Here is a 14382-nt window from a genome sequence, read left to right as displayed (position 1 = left end):
GTTCTATCCTCCAAACAAGCGCTTTAAGAAGCCTTTTTTTTCTTCTTCAATAAAACGAATAGGGCGGTTTTTACCTAAAATTCGGTCAACACAGTCACTGTATGCTTTGCCTGCATCGGATTTAGGATCAAGAATAACAGGTTCTCCTTGGTTAGAAGAACGTAGAACGGATTGATCTTCAGGGATCACACCAATAAGTGGGATACATAGAATTTCCAGTACGTCTTCCATACTCAGCATATCACCATGGGTGACACGACCGGGATTATAACGGGTAAGCAAAAGTTGCTCCTTGATGGGTTCTTCGCCACGTTCTGCACGGCGTGATTTAGAAGCGATAATACCAAGAATGCGATCTGAATCACGTACAGAAGAGACTTCAGGGTTGGTGGTAATAATTGCTTCATCGGCGAAGTAAAGTGCCATCAATGCACCACTTTCGATGCCTGCGGGCGAATCGCAGATAATGAATTCGAAATCTAATTTTTTCAGTCCATTTAGCACTTTTTCGACGCCTTCGCGTGTTAATGCATCTTTATCACGCGTTTGTGAAGCTGGAAGTATATGAAGATTTTCAGTCCTTTTATCTTTAATAAGTGCTTGATTGAGCGTGGCATCACCTTGGATCACATTTACAAAATCATACACTACCCGGCGTTCGCATCCCATAATTAAATCGAGGTTACGTAGACCAATATCAAAATCGATCACAACGGTTTTTTTTCCTCTTTGGGCCAGACCGGTAGCAATGGCTGCGCTGGATGTGGTTTTACCTACGCCACCTTTACCCGAGGTTACAACAATAATGCGTGCCATGGAGTCATTCCTGTAATAAGGTCTAAATGATATTATCAATCGTCAATTCATTATTTACCAAACAAAGTCTAGCTGCTTTCCCGATAAAATCAGCAGGAATTTGTTCACTTAACCAAAATTGGCCAGCAATAGATACTAGTTCAGCTTGTAAGTGGGTACAGTAAATTTGACAATTATTATCGCCAGATGCGCCGGCAAGTACTCTACCGCGCATCATTCCATAAATATGTATATTGCCATCAGCGATCAATTCAGCACCAGCACTAACATTAGCGTTAACAATCAAATCACAATTAGCCGCATATATGCGTTGCCCTGAACGAACGTGGGTGGTAATAATACGGGTCTTGCCATGTTCAGTGGCAGCTATATTGGCAGTTTTTTTATTTTGTGTTTTTTGATTTTGACCTTCACTAAGTAAAGGTAGACCAATATCAGTAATAGCTTGGCGCAATTTGGTATTGGTACATCCACTGACACCGACTATCTTTAAACCTGCCTCACTAATAATTTTATAGCAAGATAAAATTGTATTTGCATCTAATAGACCAGTGACATTGAAAACAACAGGGGCATTTTTCAAAAACTCAGGCGCTTGGTCAATTTTTTCCTGAATTGCTTTTTTAATAGCTTGCGGATCTTCATTATGAATATGAAGAACGGTTAGAGTGAAGCTACTGCCTTTTAGTTCGATTGATGATTGTGCCATCTGCATTCGACTCAGCATATTGAACTGACCCATAGTGGAATTTTGGATGATGATATTAGGAAACACAATATTATGTTATAGTTACTTAGTTAGTCAGGCAAGTCAAACATGTTAATAAAAAAGAGCTAAATTGAATGTTTTGTGTAGTTTATTGTAGTGCAAAAAGAGAACAAACTTATCTTTATGTAGAAAAAAAAGATAATTTTTCACGAGTTCCTAAACCATTATTACAGCAATTTGGTACTCCGCGATTTGTCATGGCCCTCTGTTTGACGAAACGAAAAAAATTAGCCAATGCTGATATTGATAAAGTTAAAAGGGAGCTCATTGAGGTTGGTTATTATCTCCAGTTTCCTCCTCCGGTTGAAAGTATAATGGAAAATTATTGCTACCTGATTGATAAATTGGAAACTCAACTACTGGCAGAGCAAAAATAAGATAATACTGACTTAAAAATTTTTGAGGATTATCTGTATGAGACTCAAACTTATTTATGCAGTTATTGGTAGTTTCTTATTGATAGGTAATTTGCTTATAGCAATGCTGCCTAACGTGGTTTTATTAATATCAGTACCGCAAGCAATAGCTGCGCTATCCAGTGAAATTTCTTTAAGTAAGGCATTCCCGCATAAAAAACGTAGCCTGGCTCAATTTCCAGCTTATGTTGCCTATTTAAAGCACATGGCAAGGCAACGCGGAATAAGCGAAGCAACGATTACACGAGCTTTCGCCAATATTTATTTTGTTCAGCGAATCGTGGCTGCCGATCGCGGACAACCGGAAAGACGTGCTAACGTCAATTTAGAAAATTACTTACAAAAAGTTTTACCACCATCACGTGTTAGCATGGCAATACAGCAATACCATATTAATAGACATCAATTGGATATAACCAGTAAGCGGTTTGGCATTCCTGTACAATATATTGTTGCGCTTTGGGGATTAGAGAGTAAATTTGGTGAAATTCAAGGTCAAGAAGATGTGATTTTCGCGTTAGTCACTTTGTCTTTTGATGGCCGCCGAGAACGTTTTTTTAGTAAACAACTGATGGCTGCACTCAAAATTATGGATAATGGCTCTGTGCCAAAAAACCGTCGTTTAAAAGGCTCTTGGGCTGGAGCAATGGGACAAACTCAGTTTATGCCAACTTCTTATCTACAATATGCTATAGATGGTAGTGGTAACGGCCAGATTGATATCTGGCACAATAAAGCAGATGTTTTTGCTTCAATTGCTAATTACCTCAGGTATGAAGGCTGGCAAACCTCTTTACCTTGGGGGACACAGGTTAAGTTACCAATAGGTTTTAATGTTGGCTTGGCGGGGGTGAATAAAAAAGGAAAATCCGTTGAACAATGGAAAAAACTTGGCGTAGAAGTTCCTGTGATGGCTAATTTGGCGTTAACGACCCAGACTTGGTTAATTATGCCAAAAGATCCGCAAGGCAGGAGCTATTTGGTGACGGATAATTTTCGCACTATCATGCACTGGAATCGTTCTTACTATTTTTCATTGTCAGTCTGTTTAATGGCTGACGGTATTGCTCAACAAATCTAATAAATTGAGTATAGCGAACTATAAATAGGAGTAAGTCTATGTATCAGCATCATGATTGGCAGGGAGCTTTACTTGATGTATCCGCTAATAAAGTGGTTTGTGTTGGTAGTAATTATGCCGAACATGTACAAGAAATGAGCGGAAAGCAGCATAAAAAGCCGGTCATTTTCATTAAGCCGGAAACCGCGCTTTGTGATATTACTCAGCCTATTTTACTGCCAAAAGGACTAGGGACAGTGCATCATGAAATCGAGTTAGCTGTTTTAATTGGTACAACATTAAAACAAGAAAATGATCAAGAGAGAATTAAAACAGCAATTAAAGGGTTTGCGGTAGCACTTGACTTGACCTTACGTGATTTACAGCAAACATTAAAAGCATCGGGTCAGCCATGGGAAAAATCTAAAGCTTTTGATGGTGCTTGCCCAATATCTGGATTTATTGCTGCTCATGAGTTCGGTGACCCTCAAAAAGCGTGTTTAAGTTTATTGGTTAATAACGAAATACGACAGGAAGGCAATACTGCCGATATGCTGACAACCATATTACCGTTGATCAGTTATATATCGCGTTTTTTTACTTTACGCCCAGGTGATGTTATTTTGACTGGCACACCTAAAGGGGTCGGCCCGCTAAAAGTTAATGACGAACTTACCCTTCATTTAAACGATCGTGTATTAAAAACACGTGTTATCTAATAAGAGGATTTTTATTTTATATGTCTCAACCTTTTTGGCAGCGCAAAACCTTAGAACAGATGACCGATGAAGAGTGGGAATCATTATGTGACGGTTGTGGGCAATGTTGTATGCATAAATTGCTTGATGCAGATAGCGATGAAATTTACTTCACCAACGTGGCATGTGATCAATTAGATCTTAAAACCTGTCAGTGTAAACACTATGCAGAAAGATTTCGTTATGAACCGGATTGTATCAAACTAACACGGGATAATTTGGCAACTTTTCGTTGGTTACCGCTCACTTGTGCCTATCGTTTAATTGCGGAAGGAAAATCGCTGCCAGCCTGGCATCCATTAAAAACCGGTTCAAAATTAGCTATGCATCAGGCTAAAATTTCTGTTCGGCATATTGCGGTTAGAGAAATTGAAGTAATGGATTGGGAAGATCATATTATTAATACCATTTGATGTTAGAGAAAAAATGACAAACCATAATTTAGAGCAATTTGTAAGATTAGCTAATGTTAATGATATTGCGTCACTTTTTGCTATTCGAACCAGCGTAAAAGAAAATCACCTTTCCAGAAAACAACTTATTGATAAAGGAATTACGCCTGATACATTACGCGATATTTTGCTGGCGGCTCCTTGTGCTTGGATTGCTGAAATGGCTGGCAATCCTATCGGCTTTTCTATGGCCAATAGGCAGCAAGGCAGTATTTTTGCTTTATTTGTTCGTCCGGAGTTTGCCGGGCAAGGTTTTGGTAAAACTTTATTGACCAAAGCTGAAACATTTCTTTTTCAACAACATAAAAAAATTTGGTTAACGACTGATGCGGCAAGCCGTGCCTGCGGTTTTTATCAAAAACTGGGTTGGTTGCCGGTTGAGAATTTACAAAATGGAGAAATACGATTTGAAAAGTTGATTGATTAATATTTTCAATCTCTTTATCTAGTTAATAACCCTCAAATTTACAGCGCCAACAGGATTGCTGTGACAGCAGTTAATGCTGCTAATTCGCTCAATTAAATAAAAATTAATTATCAATTATGGTAGTTACGATTACTAGTGTATAAAGGCAAGAATTAGGTTATCAGCGATTGCTGATGGTATTTGGCACCTTGGACTATCCATAGGTTGACCAGCCATAGTTTTGCTATGAGTGCTATAAAACACTCATGGCAATAACCTAATAGAAATCGTATTAATAAATATTGATGTAATGTTAAGAATTAACCTTCAATTTCATTAACACACGGCTTTCCTTGAGCGATCTGTTTAATATTTTGTAGGGTTGTTTCGCTAATATTATTGAGCGCTTCTTCGGTTAAAAAAGCTTGATGACCAGTGAATAGAACGTTATGGCAGGCAGATAAACGGCGAAAAACATCATCCTGGATCACATCATTCGATTTATCTTCGAAAAATAGTTCACGTTCGTTTTCGTATACATCCATACCTAAGGCGCCAACTTTTTGTTTTTTTAGTGCTTCAATGGCAGCATTAGAATCAATTAAGCCCCCACGGCTGGTATTGATCACCATAACCCCGTCTTTCATTTTATTGAAAGACTGCTCGTTAAGTAAATGATGATTTTCCTTGGTTAATGGACAGTGGAGGCTAATGATATCTGAATGCTTTAATAAAGTATCTAAATCAACATACTTAGCACCAAGCTCTAATGCTGCCTCACTTGGATAGGGATCATAAGCCAGTAATTTCATACCAAAACCCTTAAGAATACGTAATGTTGCTAAACCTATTTTACCTGTACCGATAATACCAGCGGTACGATTATGCATGTTAAAACCGGTTAATCCTTCCAGTGAAAAATTGGCATCCCGAGTACGTTGGTATGCACGATGAATACGTCTATTCAAACAAAGCATTAAACCCACTGTATGTTCAGCAACTGCCTCGGGAGAATAAGCGGGTACGCGCACAACTTGAATCCCCAGTTTTTTTGCTGCCGCTAAATCGACATTATTAAATCCGGCACAACGTAAAGCTAAAATTTTGATTTCCAGCTTTGCCAGCTCTTTCAGTACTGCGAGACTGGCATCATCATTAACAAATATACAAACAGCATCAGCGCCAGCGGCATTTTTAGCGGTTTGTGGTGTGAGTGGAAAATCAAAGTATTCAATATCAAAATTAAAATTACCCTGTTTGTTGATTTGATCGAAATGGATGCGGTCGTATTGTTTTGTACTATAAGAAACGACTTTCATTGCAGGCTCCAATATAAAATGAGTATAACTTTTGTACCTGTAGCGATAATGTGCTGGCTGTTAATAGAATGGCACAAATAGTGGATAATATGAATTGATGGATAAAAAATTGTTGATATTATCGCTAGTGCAAGTGATCAAGTATCAATATGATGGATGAATATCAAAATTCCATTATTATGGTTTTAGTGCGATTGATTAAAACAAAGGAATAGTAGAATGCCTAAATTAATAAAATATATTATTTTGCTATTCATTATCTTACTTTTTATTACTATTACCAGCTGGCTTTCAATACCTCATTGGCTACCTAGAGTCAGTCAACTATGGCTACCCAAAGGTGCCATACTATCATTGTCTGTACCAAAAATCACAGGTAAAGGAATTGTGGTGGCCGATATTAAAGTCACATTAGGCAACTGTGAATGGATCAAGGTAAATCAATTAACCGCTTCTACTAGGGCTAAATGGCCAACAAAATGGATAATTCATACTCAATCTTTAGTGAGTGATAATAATTGCTTATCCCGGTTAAAAGATAATCAAACCGCACCAGCTGAAATAGATATAAAACAGATCCTAACAGCAATTCCGGCATTAGAATTCACTATTGAGCAACTGGTTTTACAGCCTTGGCCATTTTTAGCTGGAAAACTTGAGTTACAAGTCAGCCAAAGTCATCTCTTGGATATCAATTATCAAGGGCAAAATATACAATTTGTTGCACGAACAACAGCGGCAGACTATTTAAATATTGAGCATTTTTTTCTTCGTCTAAATGACGATACGGTTAATTTAACTGGCAATGTTGCGCTACCGTTGAGCGCAACATTAATACCAGAACATGGAAAAATTGACGCGACTTTAATCACTAATCGCTATGCTAAACCGTTGGTTGCGCAATTAAATTGGTCGAGTCGCTCAGGGACTTTACAATTAACAACGCAACAGTCTCAATTTCCATTACTCGATCTGCCCTGGCAATTAGATGATCAGTATTTAACAATTAAGCAGGGAAAATGGCGTTGGCAAAATGGTGAGCAATTATTATCAGGAAAAATTGATTTGCGTTTAGCTAATTGGCGCGACAGTTTAGCGAATATGCGTATTAGTGGTCGCGCTAATATGTTGACGACAGGGGAGAAAGGTAAAGCTAATTTAGTGCTGACAGTTGAGCAGGGTAAATTAGATTGGCTCAATAGCCATATTCCATTTCAATTAATGGGACAGGTTAAGATTAATGATCTGATTATTGATATGCGAACACCAACCCTGCTTTCTGGTCCATTGCTCTCGCCGCGTATTACTTTTTTACCATCATCATTAATTAGAATGTATGGCAAGATAAATAAAACATTAACCCTTGATGAACTACGTTTGCCGCTAGCCGGCACTTATTTGACGTCACAAGGTGTAACTGGGCGTTTGCAGGCAATTGCAGCTACAACAGATAGCTATTGGGGTAAAGTAAAATTACATTTTGATGGTCAAGCCAATAATTTTAAACCAGATCAAGGTGAATGGCGATGGCATTATTGGGGAAATGCCCATTTGCACCCCCTTAAGGCTAATTGGGATCTTAGTGGAGATGGTTACTGGATTAACTCTTTATTGGTCGTAAACAGATTAAATACCGGATTTGATAAAATTCAGTATGGCATGGTGAATATGATTCAACCCCGTTTAACACTTTTAAAACCATTAAAATGGCAGCGCGATGCTGAGCAAGCTAACTTTGCCGGTGAACTTATTTTACATACTAATAGAATAAGGTTTGGTAATGATAGTTTTTTACCTGCCTCAGCGATCACATCTAAATTAGTTGGCCGCAATCCAGCTGATTTCCAATTAACCGGTGCACTTTCAGCCCAACAAATCGGTCCGATCCCATATTTTATCCGTTGGGATGGCATACGATTACGAGGAAATGCCCGTTGGCAAAAGCAGAGTGTATTAGCTTTTCAATCTCTGATCCCACCAGATTTAGGTATTACATTGCGAGAGGGTAATTTTTATGCTCAGGCTGCGTTTTCGGTGGCACAAGGCCAGGGGGTGATTGCTGGTGGGCATTGGTCGGTTGATAATGCTGGATTATGGTTAAAAGATGGCAGTATTGATGAGATTGATTTTATTTTACCGTGGCGTTTACAAAATAGTCGCTGGCAGTTGGGCACTAAATCGCCAGTGAAAATTAGGATCAAACAGATTAATAGTCTGTTTAATATGCGTAATGTCGCGGCTGATCTGAATGGTTATTATCCGGCAACGGCACAATTTCCATTAGTGTTACGGGCAGTTAACATTGATTTGTTAGGCGGTTCTGTCCGATTGGCTAAATTACGATGGCCACAAACAACCCCGGCTACACTGACGATTGATCGAATAGATTTAAGTCAACTATTAACTCGCCTTAGAACCACTTCTCAGGTTGCGATGTCAGGCAAAATAAGTGGCCAGTTACCTTTCTTTCTGGATAATCCTGATTGGATCGTCAAAGAAGGGTGGTTAGCAAATTCAGGCAATATTACTTTAAGATTAGGAAAAGAGTTAGTCGATTCTATCGGTGAAAATAATTTATCTGCTAGAGTTGCTATGGCCTGGTTACGTTATTTGGAAATAAATCGTAGTCATGCCAAAATTAGCCTAAGTAATCTGGGTGATATTAACATCAACGCTCAAATTTATGGCTTTAATCCTTTAGAAAGCAAAAATCGGCAAGTTCACTTAAATTATTACCATCAAGAAAATATCTTTCAATTGTGGCGTAGTTTACAGTTTGGTAATAATTTGGGTGATTGGTTAGAAAAAAATATTTCGCTAAAAAAAGGTGAAAACCAGTAATGAAAACGCAAATTTGGTATATGCTGATGTTCTCTGCGACATTTTTATTAATAAGTTGTGTTCGGTTAGAGGTAGCCACACCGGATAAGCCAATAAATATTAATATGAATGTCAAAATTGAACATGAAATTAAAATTAAAGTTGATCGCCAGGTTGAGGGGTTATTAAAAAATAATAGCGATCTTTTTGGATAATAGATGAGATGATGAAAAAATATATTTTACATTTTTTATTGATATTAATGAGTATTGTTGTCAGTTTTTCCGCGTTGAGTTTGTCAATTAGCGAGGCTAAGCAGCGTGGGCTGGTCGGTGAAACACTAACCGGTTATTTGGCAGCAGTGGTAAAAGATAATGCTGAAGTTAACTCATTGGTTACTAGTATTAATCAGGCTCGTGAACAAAAATATGCTGAAATTGCGCAAAGTAATCAACTCAAGACTGAGCAAATAGCAAAAATCGCTGGCGAAAAATTAATAGACGGGGCAAAAGAGGGTGAGTATGTGTTAGGTATAAATTGCCGCTGGACACAAAAATAAGTTATTATAGTACTTTAATATTTAGGCGAAGAAGTGTAAGTGTCAGTTATGTCGTGCTTTGATGGGCAACTCAGCAAACAAGCCCCTTCAGTAAGGTCTTATTAAAAGTGAAATCTGATTTAACAGCATTATATGCTGATATTGATCAGCTATTATTGCGTGATCAATTGTTATTAAGAAAGCGCTTAGCCGGGATAAAAAAGATACAAAATGAGAAATCCCGTCAATCGGTTATTGAATTAGTTAAAACGGATATCGTCACCGGACAAAAAAAAATCGCCGACCGGCAAAGGGCTCGTCCGGCGATTATTTATCCAGAAAATCTACCTGTCATTGAGAAAAAACAGGCAATTTATCAGGCAATTCGTGATCATCAGGTCGTCATTATTGCTGGTGAAACCGGATCGGGTAAAACAACTCAGATCCCGAAAATTTGTTTAGAACTTGGCCGAGGAGTAAAAGGCTTAATTGGCCATACCCAACCTCGAAGATTGGCTGCTCGCTCGGTGGCTAACAGGATTGCTGAAGAGCTTAATGTTCCATTAGGTAGTGCTGTTGGTTATAAAGTTCGTTTTAATGATCAGATAGGCGATAATACGTTCATTAAATTAATGACAGATGGAATTCTATTAGCAGAATTACATAATGATAAATTATTACTACAATATGACACGATAATTATCGATGAGGCACATGAACGTAGCTTAAATATTGATTTCATTCTGGGCTATTTGCGTCAATTGTTACCTAAACGACCTGATTTAAAAGTTATTATTACATCTGCGACCATCGATCCCGAGCGTTTTTCCCAACATTTTGATCACGCACCGATTGTTGAGGTATCGGGAAGAACTTATCCAGTAGAAGTTAGATACCGACCAATTATTGGCGACAGCAACGACAGTAATCGTGATCAGCTTGATGGCATAATTAATGCGGTTAATGAATTAAGTCAACAAGCTAACGGTGATATTTTAATTTTTATGAGTGGTGAACGTGAGATCAGAGATACCGCCGAAGCACTTAATAAACTGAATTTAAAACATACAGAAATTTTACCGCTTTTTGCTCGTTTATCTAACAGTGAGCAAAACCGAATTTTTCAATCTCATTCAGGCAGAAGGATCGTATTAGCGACCAACGTGGCTGAAACCTCATTGACCGTCCCTGGTATTAAATATGTGATTGATACCGGCTATGTGCGCATTAGTCGTTATAGTTATCGCACAAAAGTACAGCGTTTGCCAATCGAACCAATTTCGCAAGCTTCTGCTGAGCAACGTAAAGGGCGATGTGGCCGTGTCTCTGCGGGGATCTGTATCCGTTTGTACTCGGAAGAAGATTTTTTAGCACGACCAATGTATACCGATCCTGAAATTTTACGTACCAATCTTGCTTCGGTTATTTTACAGATGATGGCGGTCGGATTAGGTGATATTAATCAATTTCCTTTTATTGAAATGCCAGATAAGCGCAATATTCAAGATGGTATTCGATTACTCGAGGAACTAAACGCCATTGGCAAGAAAACGGCTGACAGCAATTATCAACTGACGCAAATCGGTCATCAACTGGCACAATTGCCGCTCGATCCACGTTTAGGCCGGATGGTTTTAGAGGCGAGAAGACATGGCTGTGTACGTGAAATTATGGTGATCAGCTCTGCACTTTCTATCCAGGATCCTCGTGAAAGGCCATTAGATAAACAGCAAATTGCAGATGAAAAGCATCATCGTTTTATCGATAAACGCTCGGACTTTCTGGCTTATTTAAATCTATGGGATTTTGTTAAACAGCAACAAGCTATTTTATCCAATGTGCAATTTCGTAAGCAATGTAAGCAGGATCTGCTTAATTTCATGCGCTTAAGGGAGTGGCAGGACATTTATAGCCAACTACGCCAGGTGATCAAAGAATTAGGTATTGCTATCAACAGCGAACCTGCTGATTATGAAGCTATTCATATTTCGCTACTTGCCGGCTTGCTTTCACATATCGGTCAAAAAAGGGCGGATAAAGCTGATTTTTTGGGCGTCAGAAATACACGATTTATGATTTTTCCCGCTTCTGGTTTATTTAAAAAACCACCTAAATGGGTTATGGTGGCAGAATTAGTTGAAACCAATAAACTTTGGGGGCGTATCGCGGCCATAATCGAACCTGACTGGATAGAACCACTGGCCGGGCATTTAGTGAAGTATCATTATAGCGAGCCACACTGGTCAAAAAAACAAGGTGCTGTTATGGCATCGGAAAGTGTCACCCTATTGGGTTTACCTATCGTGGCTGGTCGTCAAGTTAATTACAGTAGGGTTGACCCATTATTATGTCGTGAGCTATTTATTCGCCATGCACTAGTTGAGGGGGACTGGCGAACCAGCCACACTTTTTACCAACAAAACTTAACATTATTAGCTGAGGTAGAAGAGCTAGAGCACAAATCTCGTCGTCGTGATATTGTGGTTGATGATGATGCCCTATTTGATTTTTATGAACAGCGAGTTGGCAGTCAGGTTGTTTCATCTCGTCATTTTGATCGCTGGTGGAAAGAGATTAGCAAAGCACAGCCTGATTTACTGACATTTAATAAAAAAATGCTAATGAGGGAAACGGCGAATAACGTTACTCTAGCAGAATATCCCAATTTTTGGCATCAAGAAGCACTTAAGTTGCCGTTAACCTATCAGTTTGAACCTGGTAATGCGGCTGATGGTGTAACTGTTCATATTCCACTATCGCTGCTTAATCAAGTTAAAGATGAAGGTTTTGACTGGCAAATACCGGGATTGCGTGAAGAGCTAGTCATCACATTGATTAAATTATTACCTAAATCGTTACGCCGTAACTTTGTGCCGGCGCCAAATTATGCCCAAGCATTTTTACAACGGGTACCTGTTCCGCAGGGCAAGTTGTTAGATTGCTTAACGCGAGAGTTGCGACTTATGACGGGAGTTAGCATTGATTCTGCAGCCTGGTCGGCGGAAAAATTGCCTTTTCATCTAAAAATGACCTTTCGCATTGTTGATGAAAATAATCAAACTATAGCAGAAGGCCGTGATCTAACAGCGTTAAAAATACAGTTAAAACAACAAATTCAACAAACATTATCTGCGGTTATTAACACTAGTATTGAGCAAAGTGGCTTACATATATGGAGTTTCGGTGATTTACCTCAGCTTTATGAACAGAAACGTGGTAGTTATGTAGTTAAAGCTTTTCCAGCGCTAGTGGATGAAAAAAATAGTGTGGCAATCCGCATGTTTGAAACCCAACTAGAGCAAAAGCAGGCGATGAATAAAGGATTAAGGCGACTGTTGTTGCTTAATATTCCTTCGCCGATAAAATATCTGCATGAAAAATTGCCAAATAAATCTAAACTGGGACTTTATTTCAATCCTTTTGGCAAAGTTCTTGAGCTAATTGATGATTGTATCGGCTGCGGAGTCGATAAATTAATTGCTCAATTTGGTGGGCTGGTATGGACAGCAGATGATTATCAGCGATTGCAAATTTATGTTCGTGCTGAGCTTAATGATGTCGTGGTTGAGATTGCCAAACAGGTTGAAATAATTTTAACTCGCGTATTTGCAGTTAATAAGCGTTTAAAAGGGCGGGTCGATATTCATTTGGCTCTGCCGTTTTCTGATATTAAATCTCAACTCAGTGGATTAATATTTAAAGGTTTTGTTACCTCTCATGGCTGGCAAAAACTACCTGATATTATTCGTTATCTCAATGCAATAGAGCGTCGTTTGGAGAAGTTAGCTATTGATCCCAACCGTGATCGGGCGCATATGGTACGCATTGAGCATATTAAACAGCAATGGCAGAGTTGGCTAGCTAAGTTGCCTATCGTACAAAGACAACTGCCTGAGGTACAAGCAATATACTGGATGATTGAAGAGTTGCGAGTAAGCCTATTTGCTCAACAGCTTGGAACACCTTATCCTATTTCAGATAAGCGTATTCTACAAGCTATGGCACAAATTTCATTACTGCCAGAGTAAAAAGTAAAAAAACGATGTTACCATCGCTTTTTTAGTGATATTTAATATGATAAGTGACAAGGGCATTTGCTTGCCCGGGTTTTACTTGTTCTGCCACTTGAATATATTGCGCATGAAAAAATAGCGGAATACTTTTAGTGTCAGGTACTCTTTTTAATATAAACCAGTGGTTGAATTTGATGGGATTATTTTCATACAAAATCTGTAAACCGATACCTTGTGCAGCATTATATTTATTTAAGGTTAAAATTTTATCATCGCTTGATGGTAATGTATCTCCATCCATTCTGATTTCAACCATTGAGGCATGATTACAATTTAATTCGAGATAAAATGCTTTTTTGCCCGCTGTACTATATATGCCGTTAAAAACAGTGGTTTTTAGACGACCTAAATTGATCTCTAATGCGTTGTTATTGATAAAACAGCTTAATTTAGGAACGGTAATTTGAGTATTTGCTAAGTTGAAATTTACTATGGGTAAATCCCCAATGGTTGCTGCAATTAATTGTTGTTGTGAAATATTACCAGTCTCTATCTGCTCAGCTGTTTTTATTAATTGCAGTTCGATTTTATAGAATGTTTCTCCGCAAAATATTTTACCCGCGGGCTGGTCATTACAAGGTGCAATATAAGGCTGTAAGTTGCCAGCATGATAAATAATTTTTAATCCAATTCCGGCTAAATTTGTTGGGTAAATAGCATCAGATGACGGCAATATTACGTATTGTTGACCATTTCTCCATTGATGTTTGATTTGTTCTGATTGGCAAATGATAAAACCTTTATGATTGCCTCTTGCATGGGATCCATAAGCTTTTTTAATAACACTACCTACGGGTAAGGTAGGTGAGACCTCAATTTCATTTGGCAAGGGAATAAAAACCTCTACTGGTTGGGAGCCTAGCATGTAGTTACAGTTGGATGCATGAGCAGTTAAAGAAAATACCCCTAGCAGTAAAAAAAACAGAATTATCGTTTTAGTTGAAAGGCTTGTCAT

At 38.4% G+C, this 14382-nt stretch carries 13 protein-coding genes; 9 read left to right on the top strand and 4 right to left on the bottom strand.

All coding sequences use genetic code 11. The features are described 5' to 3' along the window. Positions 1–3: 3 nt before the first annotated feature. Both minD and minC read right to left on the bottom strand, forming a co-directional pair. Positions 4–816 (bottom strand): septum site-determining protein MinD, encoded by an 813-nt coding sequence (minD, locus tag LDL57_RS08145; RefSeq protein WP_180559850.1) that lies wholly within the window; start codon positions 814–816, stop codon positions 4–6. Between the two features lie 22 nt (positions 817–838). Further along, entirely contained in the window at positions 839–1525 is a 687-nt protein-coding gene (minC, locus tag LDL57_RS08140; RefSeq protein ID WP_180560071.1) for a septum site-determining protein MinC, read from the bottom strand. Between the two features lie 134 nt (positions 1526–1659). On the opposite strand from minC, the gene LDL57_RS08135 reads away from it, so the two are divergent. Genes LDL57_RS08135 through LDL57_RS08115 form a run of 5 tightly spaced genes read left to right on the top strand, consistent with a single transcriptional unit; the run spans position 1660 to position 4698 of the window. After that, on the top strand, positions 1660–1962 hold the full coding sequence (locus tag LDL57_RS08135; protein ID WP_180559851.1) for a YcgL domain-containing protein: 303 nt from the start codon (positions 1660–1662) through the stop codon (positions 1960–1962). A gap of 37 nt (positions 1963–1999) precedes the next feature. After that, entirely contained in the window at positions 2000–3082 is a 1083-nt protein-coding gene (locus tag LDL57_RS08130; protein ID WP_180559852.1) for a lytic murein transglycosylase, read from the top strand. Positions 3083–3120: 38 nt separating this feature from the next. Further along, positions 3121–3780 carry a fumarylacetoacetate hydrolase family protein gene (locus LDL57_RS08125; RefSeq protein WP_180559853.1) on the top strand — a complete coding sequence of 220 codons (660 nt, stop codon included), beginning with the start codon at positions 3121–3123 and terminating at the stop codon, positions 3778–3780. A 20-nt stretch (positions 3781–3800) separates the two neighbouring features. Beyond that, positions 3801–4232 (top strand): YcgN family cysteine cluster protein, encoded by a 432-nt coding sequence (locus tag LDL57_RS08120; protein ID WP_180559854.1) that lies wholly within the window; start codon positions 3801–3803, stop codon positions 4230–4232. Positions 4233–4245: 13 nt separating this feature from the next. Further along, complete coding sequence (locus LDL57_RS08115) at positions 4246–4698, top strand: GNAT family N-acetyltransferase (protein ID WP_180559855.1); 453 nt, start codon at positions 4246–4248, stop codon at positions 4696–4698. 299 nt (positions 4699–4997) lie between these two features. Here LDL57_RS08115 and LDL57_RS08110 read toward each other — a convergent pair whose 3' ends face one another. Next, positions 4998–5996, bottom strand: a complete 999-nt coding sequence (locus LDL57_RS08110) for a 2-hydroxyacid dehydrogenase (RefSeq protein WP_225505367.1) — start codon at positions 5994–5996, stop codon at positions 4998–5000. 219 nt (positions 5997–6215) lie between these two features. Between LDL57_RS08110 and LDL57_RS08105 the strand changes: the two genes are divergently transcribed. The 4 genes from LDL57_RS08105 to hrpA all read left to right on the top strand — a co-directional run bounded on the left by LDL57_RS08105 (position 6216) and on the right by hrpA (position 13382). Then, entirely contained in the window at positions 6216–8837 is a 2622-nt protein-coding gene (locus LDL57_RS08105; RefSeq protein WP_225505365.1) for a YdbH family protein, read from the top strand. Then, positions 8837–9031, top strand: a complete 195-nt coding sequence (locus LDL57_RS08100; RefSeq protein ID WP_180559858.1) for a YnbE family lipoprotein — start codon at positions 8837–8839, stop codon at positions 9029–9031. The genes LDL57_RS08105 and LDL57_RS08100 overlap by 1 nt, the downstream gene beginning before the upstream one ends. An 8-nt stretch (positions 9032–9039) precedes the next feature. Continuing rightward, positions 9040–9375, top strand: a complete 336-nt coding sequence (locus LDL57_RS08095; RefSeq protein WP_310740091.1) for a YdbL family probable chaperone protein — start codon at positions 9040–9042, stop codon at positions 9373–9375. Between the two features lie 107 nt (positions 9376–9482). After that, the gene (hrpA, locus tag LDL57_RS08090; protein ID WP_225505363.1) at positions 9483–13382 is read left to right on the top strand and encodes an ATP-dependent RNA helicase HrpA; all 3900 of its coding nucleotides are present in this window, start codon (positions 9483–9485) and stop codon (positions 13380–13382) included. Positions 13383–13413: 31 nt separating this feature from the next. Here hrpA and LDL57_RS08085 read toward each other — a convergent pair whose 3' ends face one another. Continuing rightward, complete coding sequence (locus LDL57_RS08085) at positions 13414–14382, bottom strand: fimbrial protein (protein WP_180559860.1); 969 nt, start codon at positions 14380–14382, stop codon at positions 13414–13416.

It is taken from the genome of Arsenophonus apicola (genome assembly GCF_020268605.1).
GTDB lineage: Bacteria > Pseudomonadota > Gammaproteobacteria > Enterobacterales > Enterobacteriaceae > Arsenophonus > Arsenophonus apicola.
The sequence above is the reverse complement of the archived record's forward strand: the minus strand, read 5'-3'. Positions and strand labels throughout refer to the sequence as shown.

Bases quoted from the DNA above. Each gene is read 5' to 3' on its own strand.
- minD (WP_180559850.1), bottom strand. From the start codon at position 816: ATGGCACGCATTATTGTTGTAACCTCGGGTAAAGGTGGCGTAGGTAAA.
- minC (WP_180560071.1), bottom strand. From the start codon at position 1,525: ATGGCACAATCATCAATCGAACTAAAAGGCAGTAGCTTCACTCTAACC.
- LDL57_RS08135 (WP_180559851.1), top strand. From the start codon at position 1,660: ATGTTTTGTGTAGTTTATTGTAGTGCAAAAAGAGAACAAACTTATCTT.
- LDL57_RS08130 (WP_180559852.1), top strand. From the start codon at position 2,000: ATGAGACTCAAACTTATTTATGCAGTTATTGGTAGTTTCTTATTGATA.
- LDL57_RS08125 (WP_180559853.1), top strand. From the start codon at position 3,121: ATGTATCAGCATCATGATTGGCAGGGAGCTTTACTTGATGTATCCGCT.
- LDL57_RS08120 (WP_180559854.1), top strand. From the start codon at position 3,801: ATGTCTCAACCTTTTTGGCAGCGCAAAACCTTAGAACAGATGACCGAT.
- LDL57_RS08115 (WP_180559855.1), top strand. From the start codon at position 4,246: ATGACAAACCATAATTTAGAGCAATTTGTAAGATTAGCTAATGTTAAT.
- LDL57_RS08110 (WP_225505367.1), bottom strand. From the start codon at position 5,996: ATGAAAGTCGTTTCTTATAGTACAAAACAATACGACCGCATCCATTTC.
- LDL57_RS08105 (WP_225505365.1), top strand. From the start codon at position 6,216: ATGCCTAAATTAATAAAATATATTATTTTGCTATTCATTATCTTACTT.
- LDL57_RS08100 (WP_180559858.1), top strand. From the start codon at position 8,837: ATGAAAACGCAAATTTGGTATATGCTGATGTTCTCTGCGACATTTTTA.
- LDL57_RS08095 (WP_310740091.1), top strand. From the start codon at position 9,040: ATGATGAAAAAATATATTTTACATTTTTTATTGATATTAATGAGTATT.
- LDL57_RS08085 (WP_180559860.1), bottom strand. From the start codon at position 14,382: ATGACAAGCCTTTCAACTAAAACGATAATTCTGTTTTTTTTACTGCTA.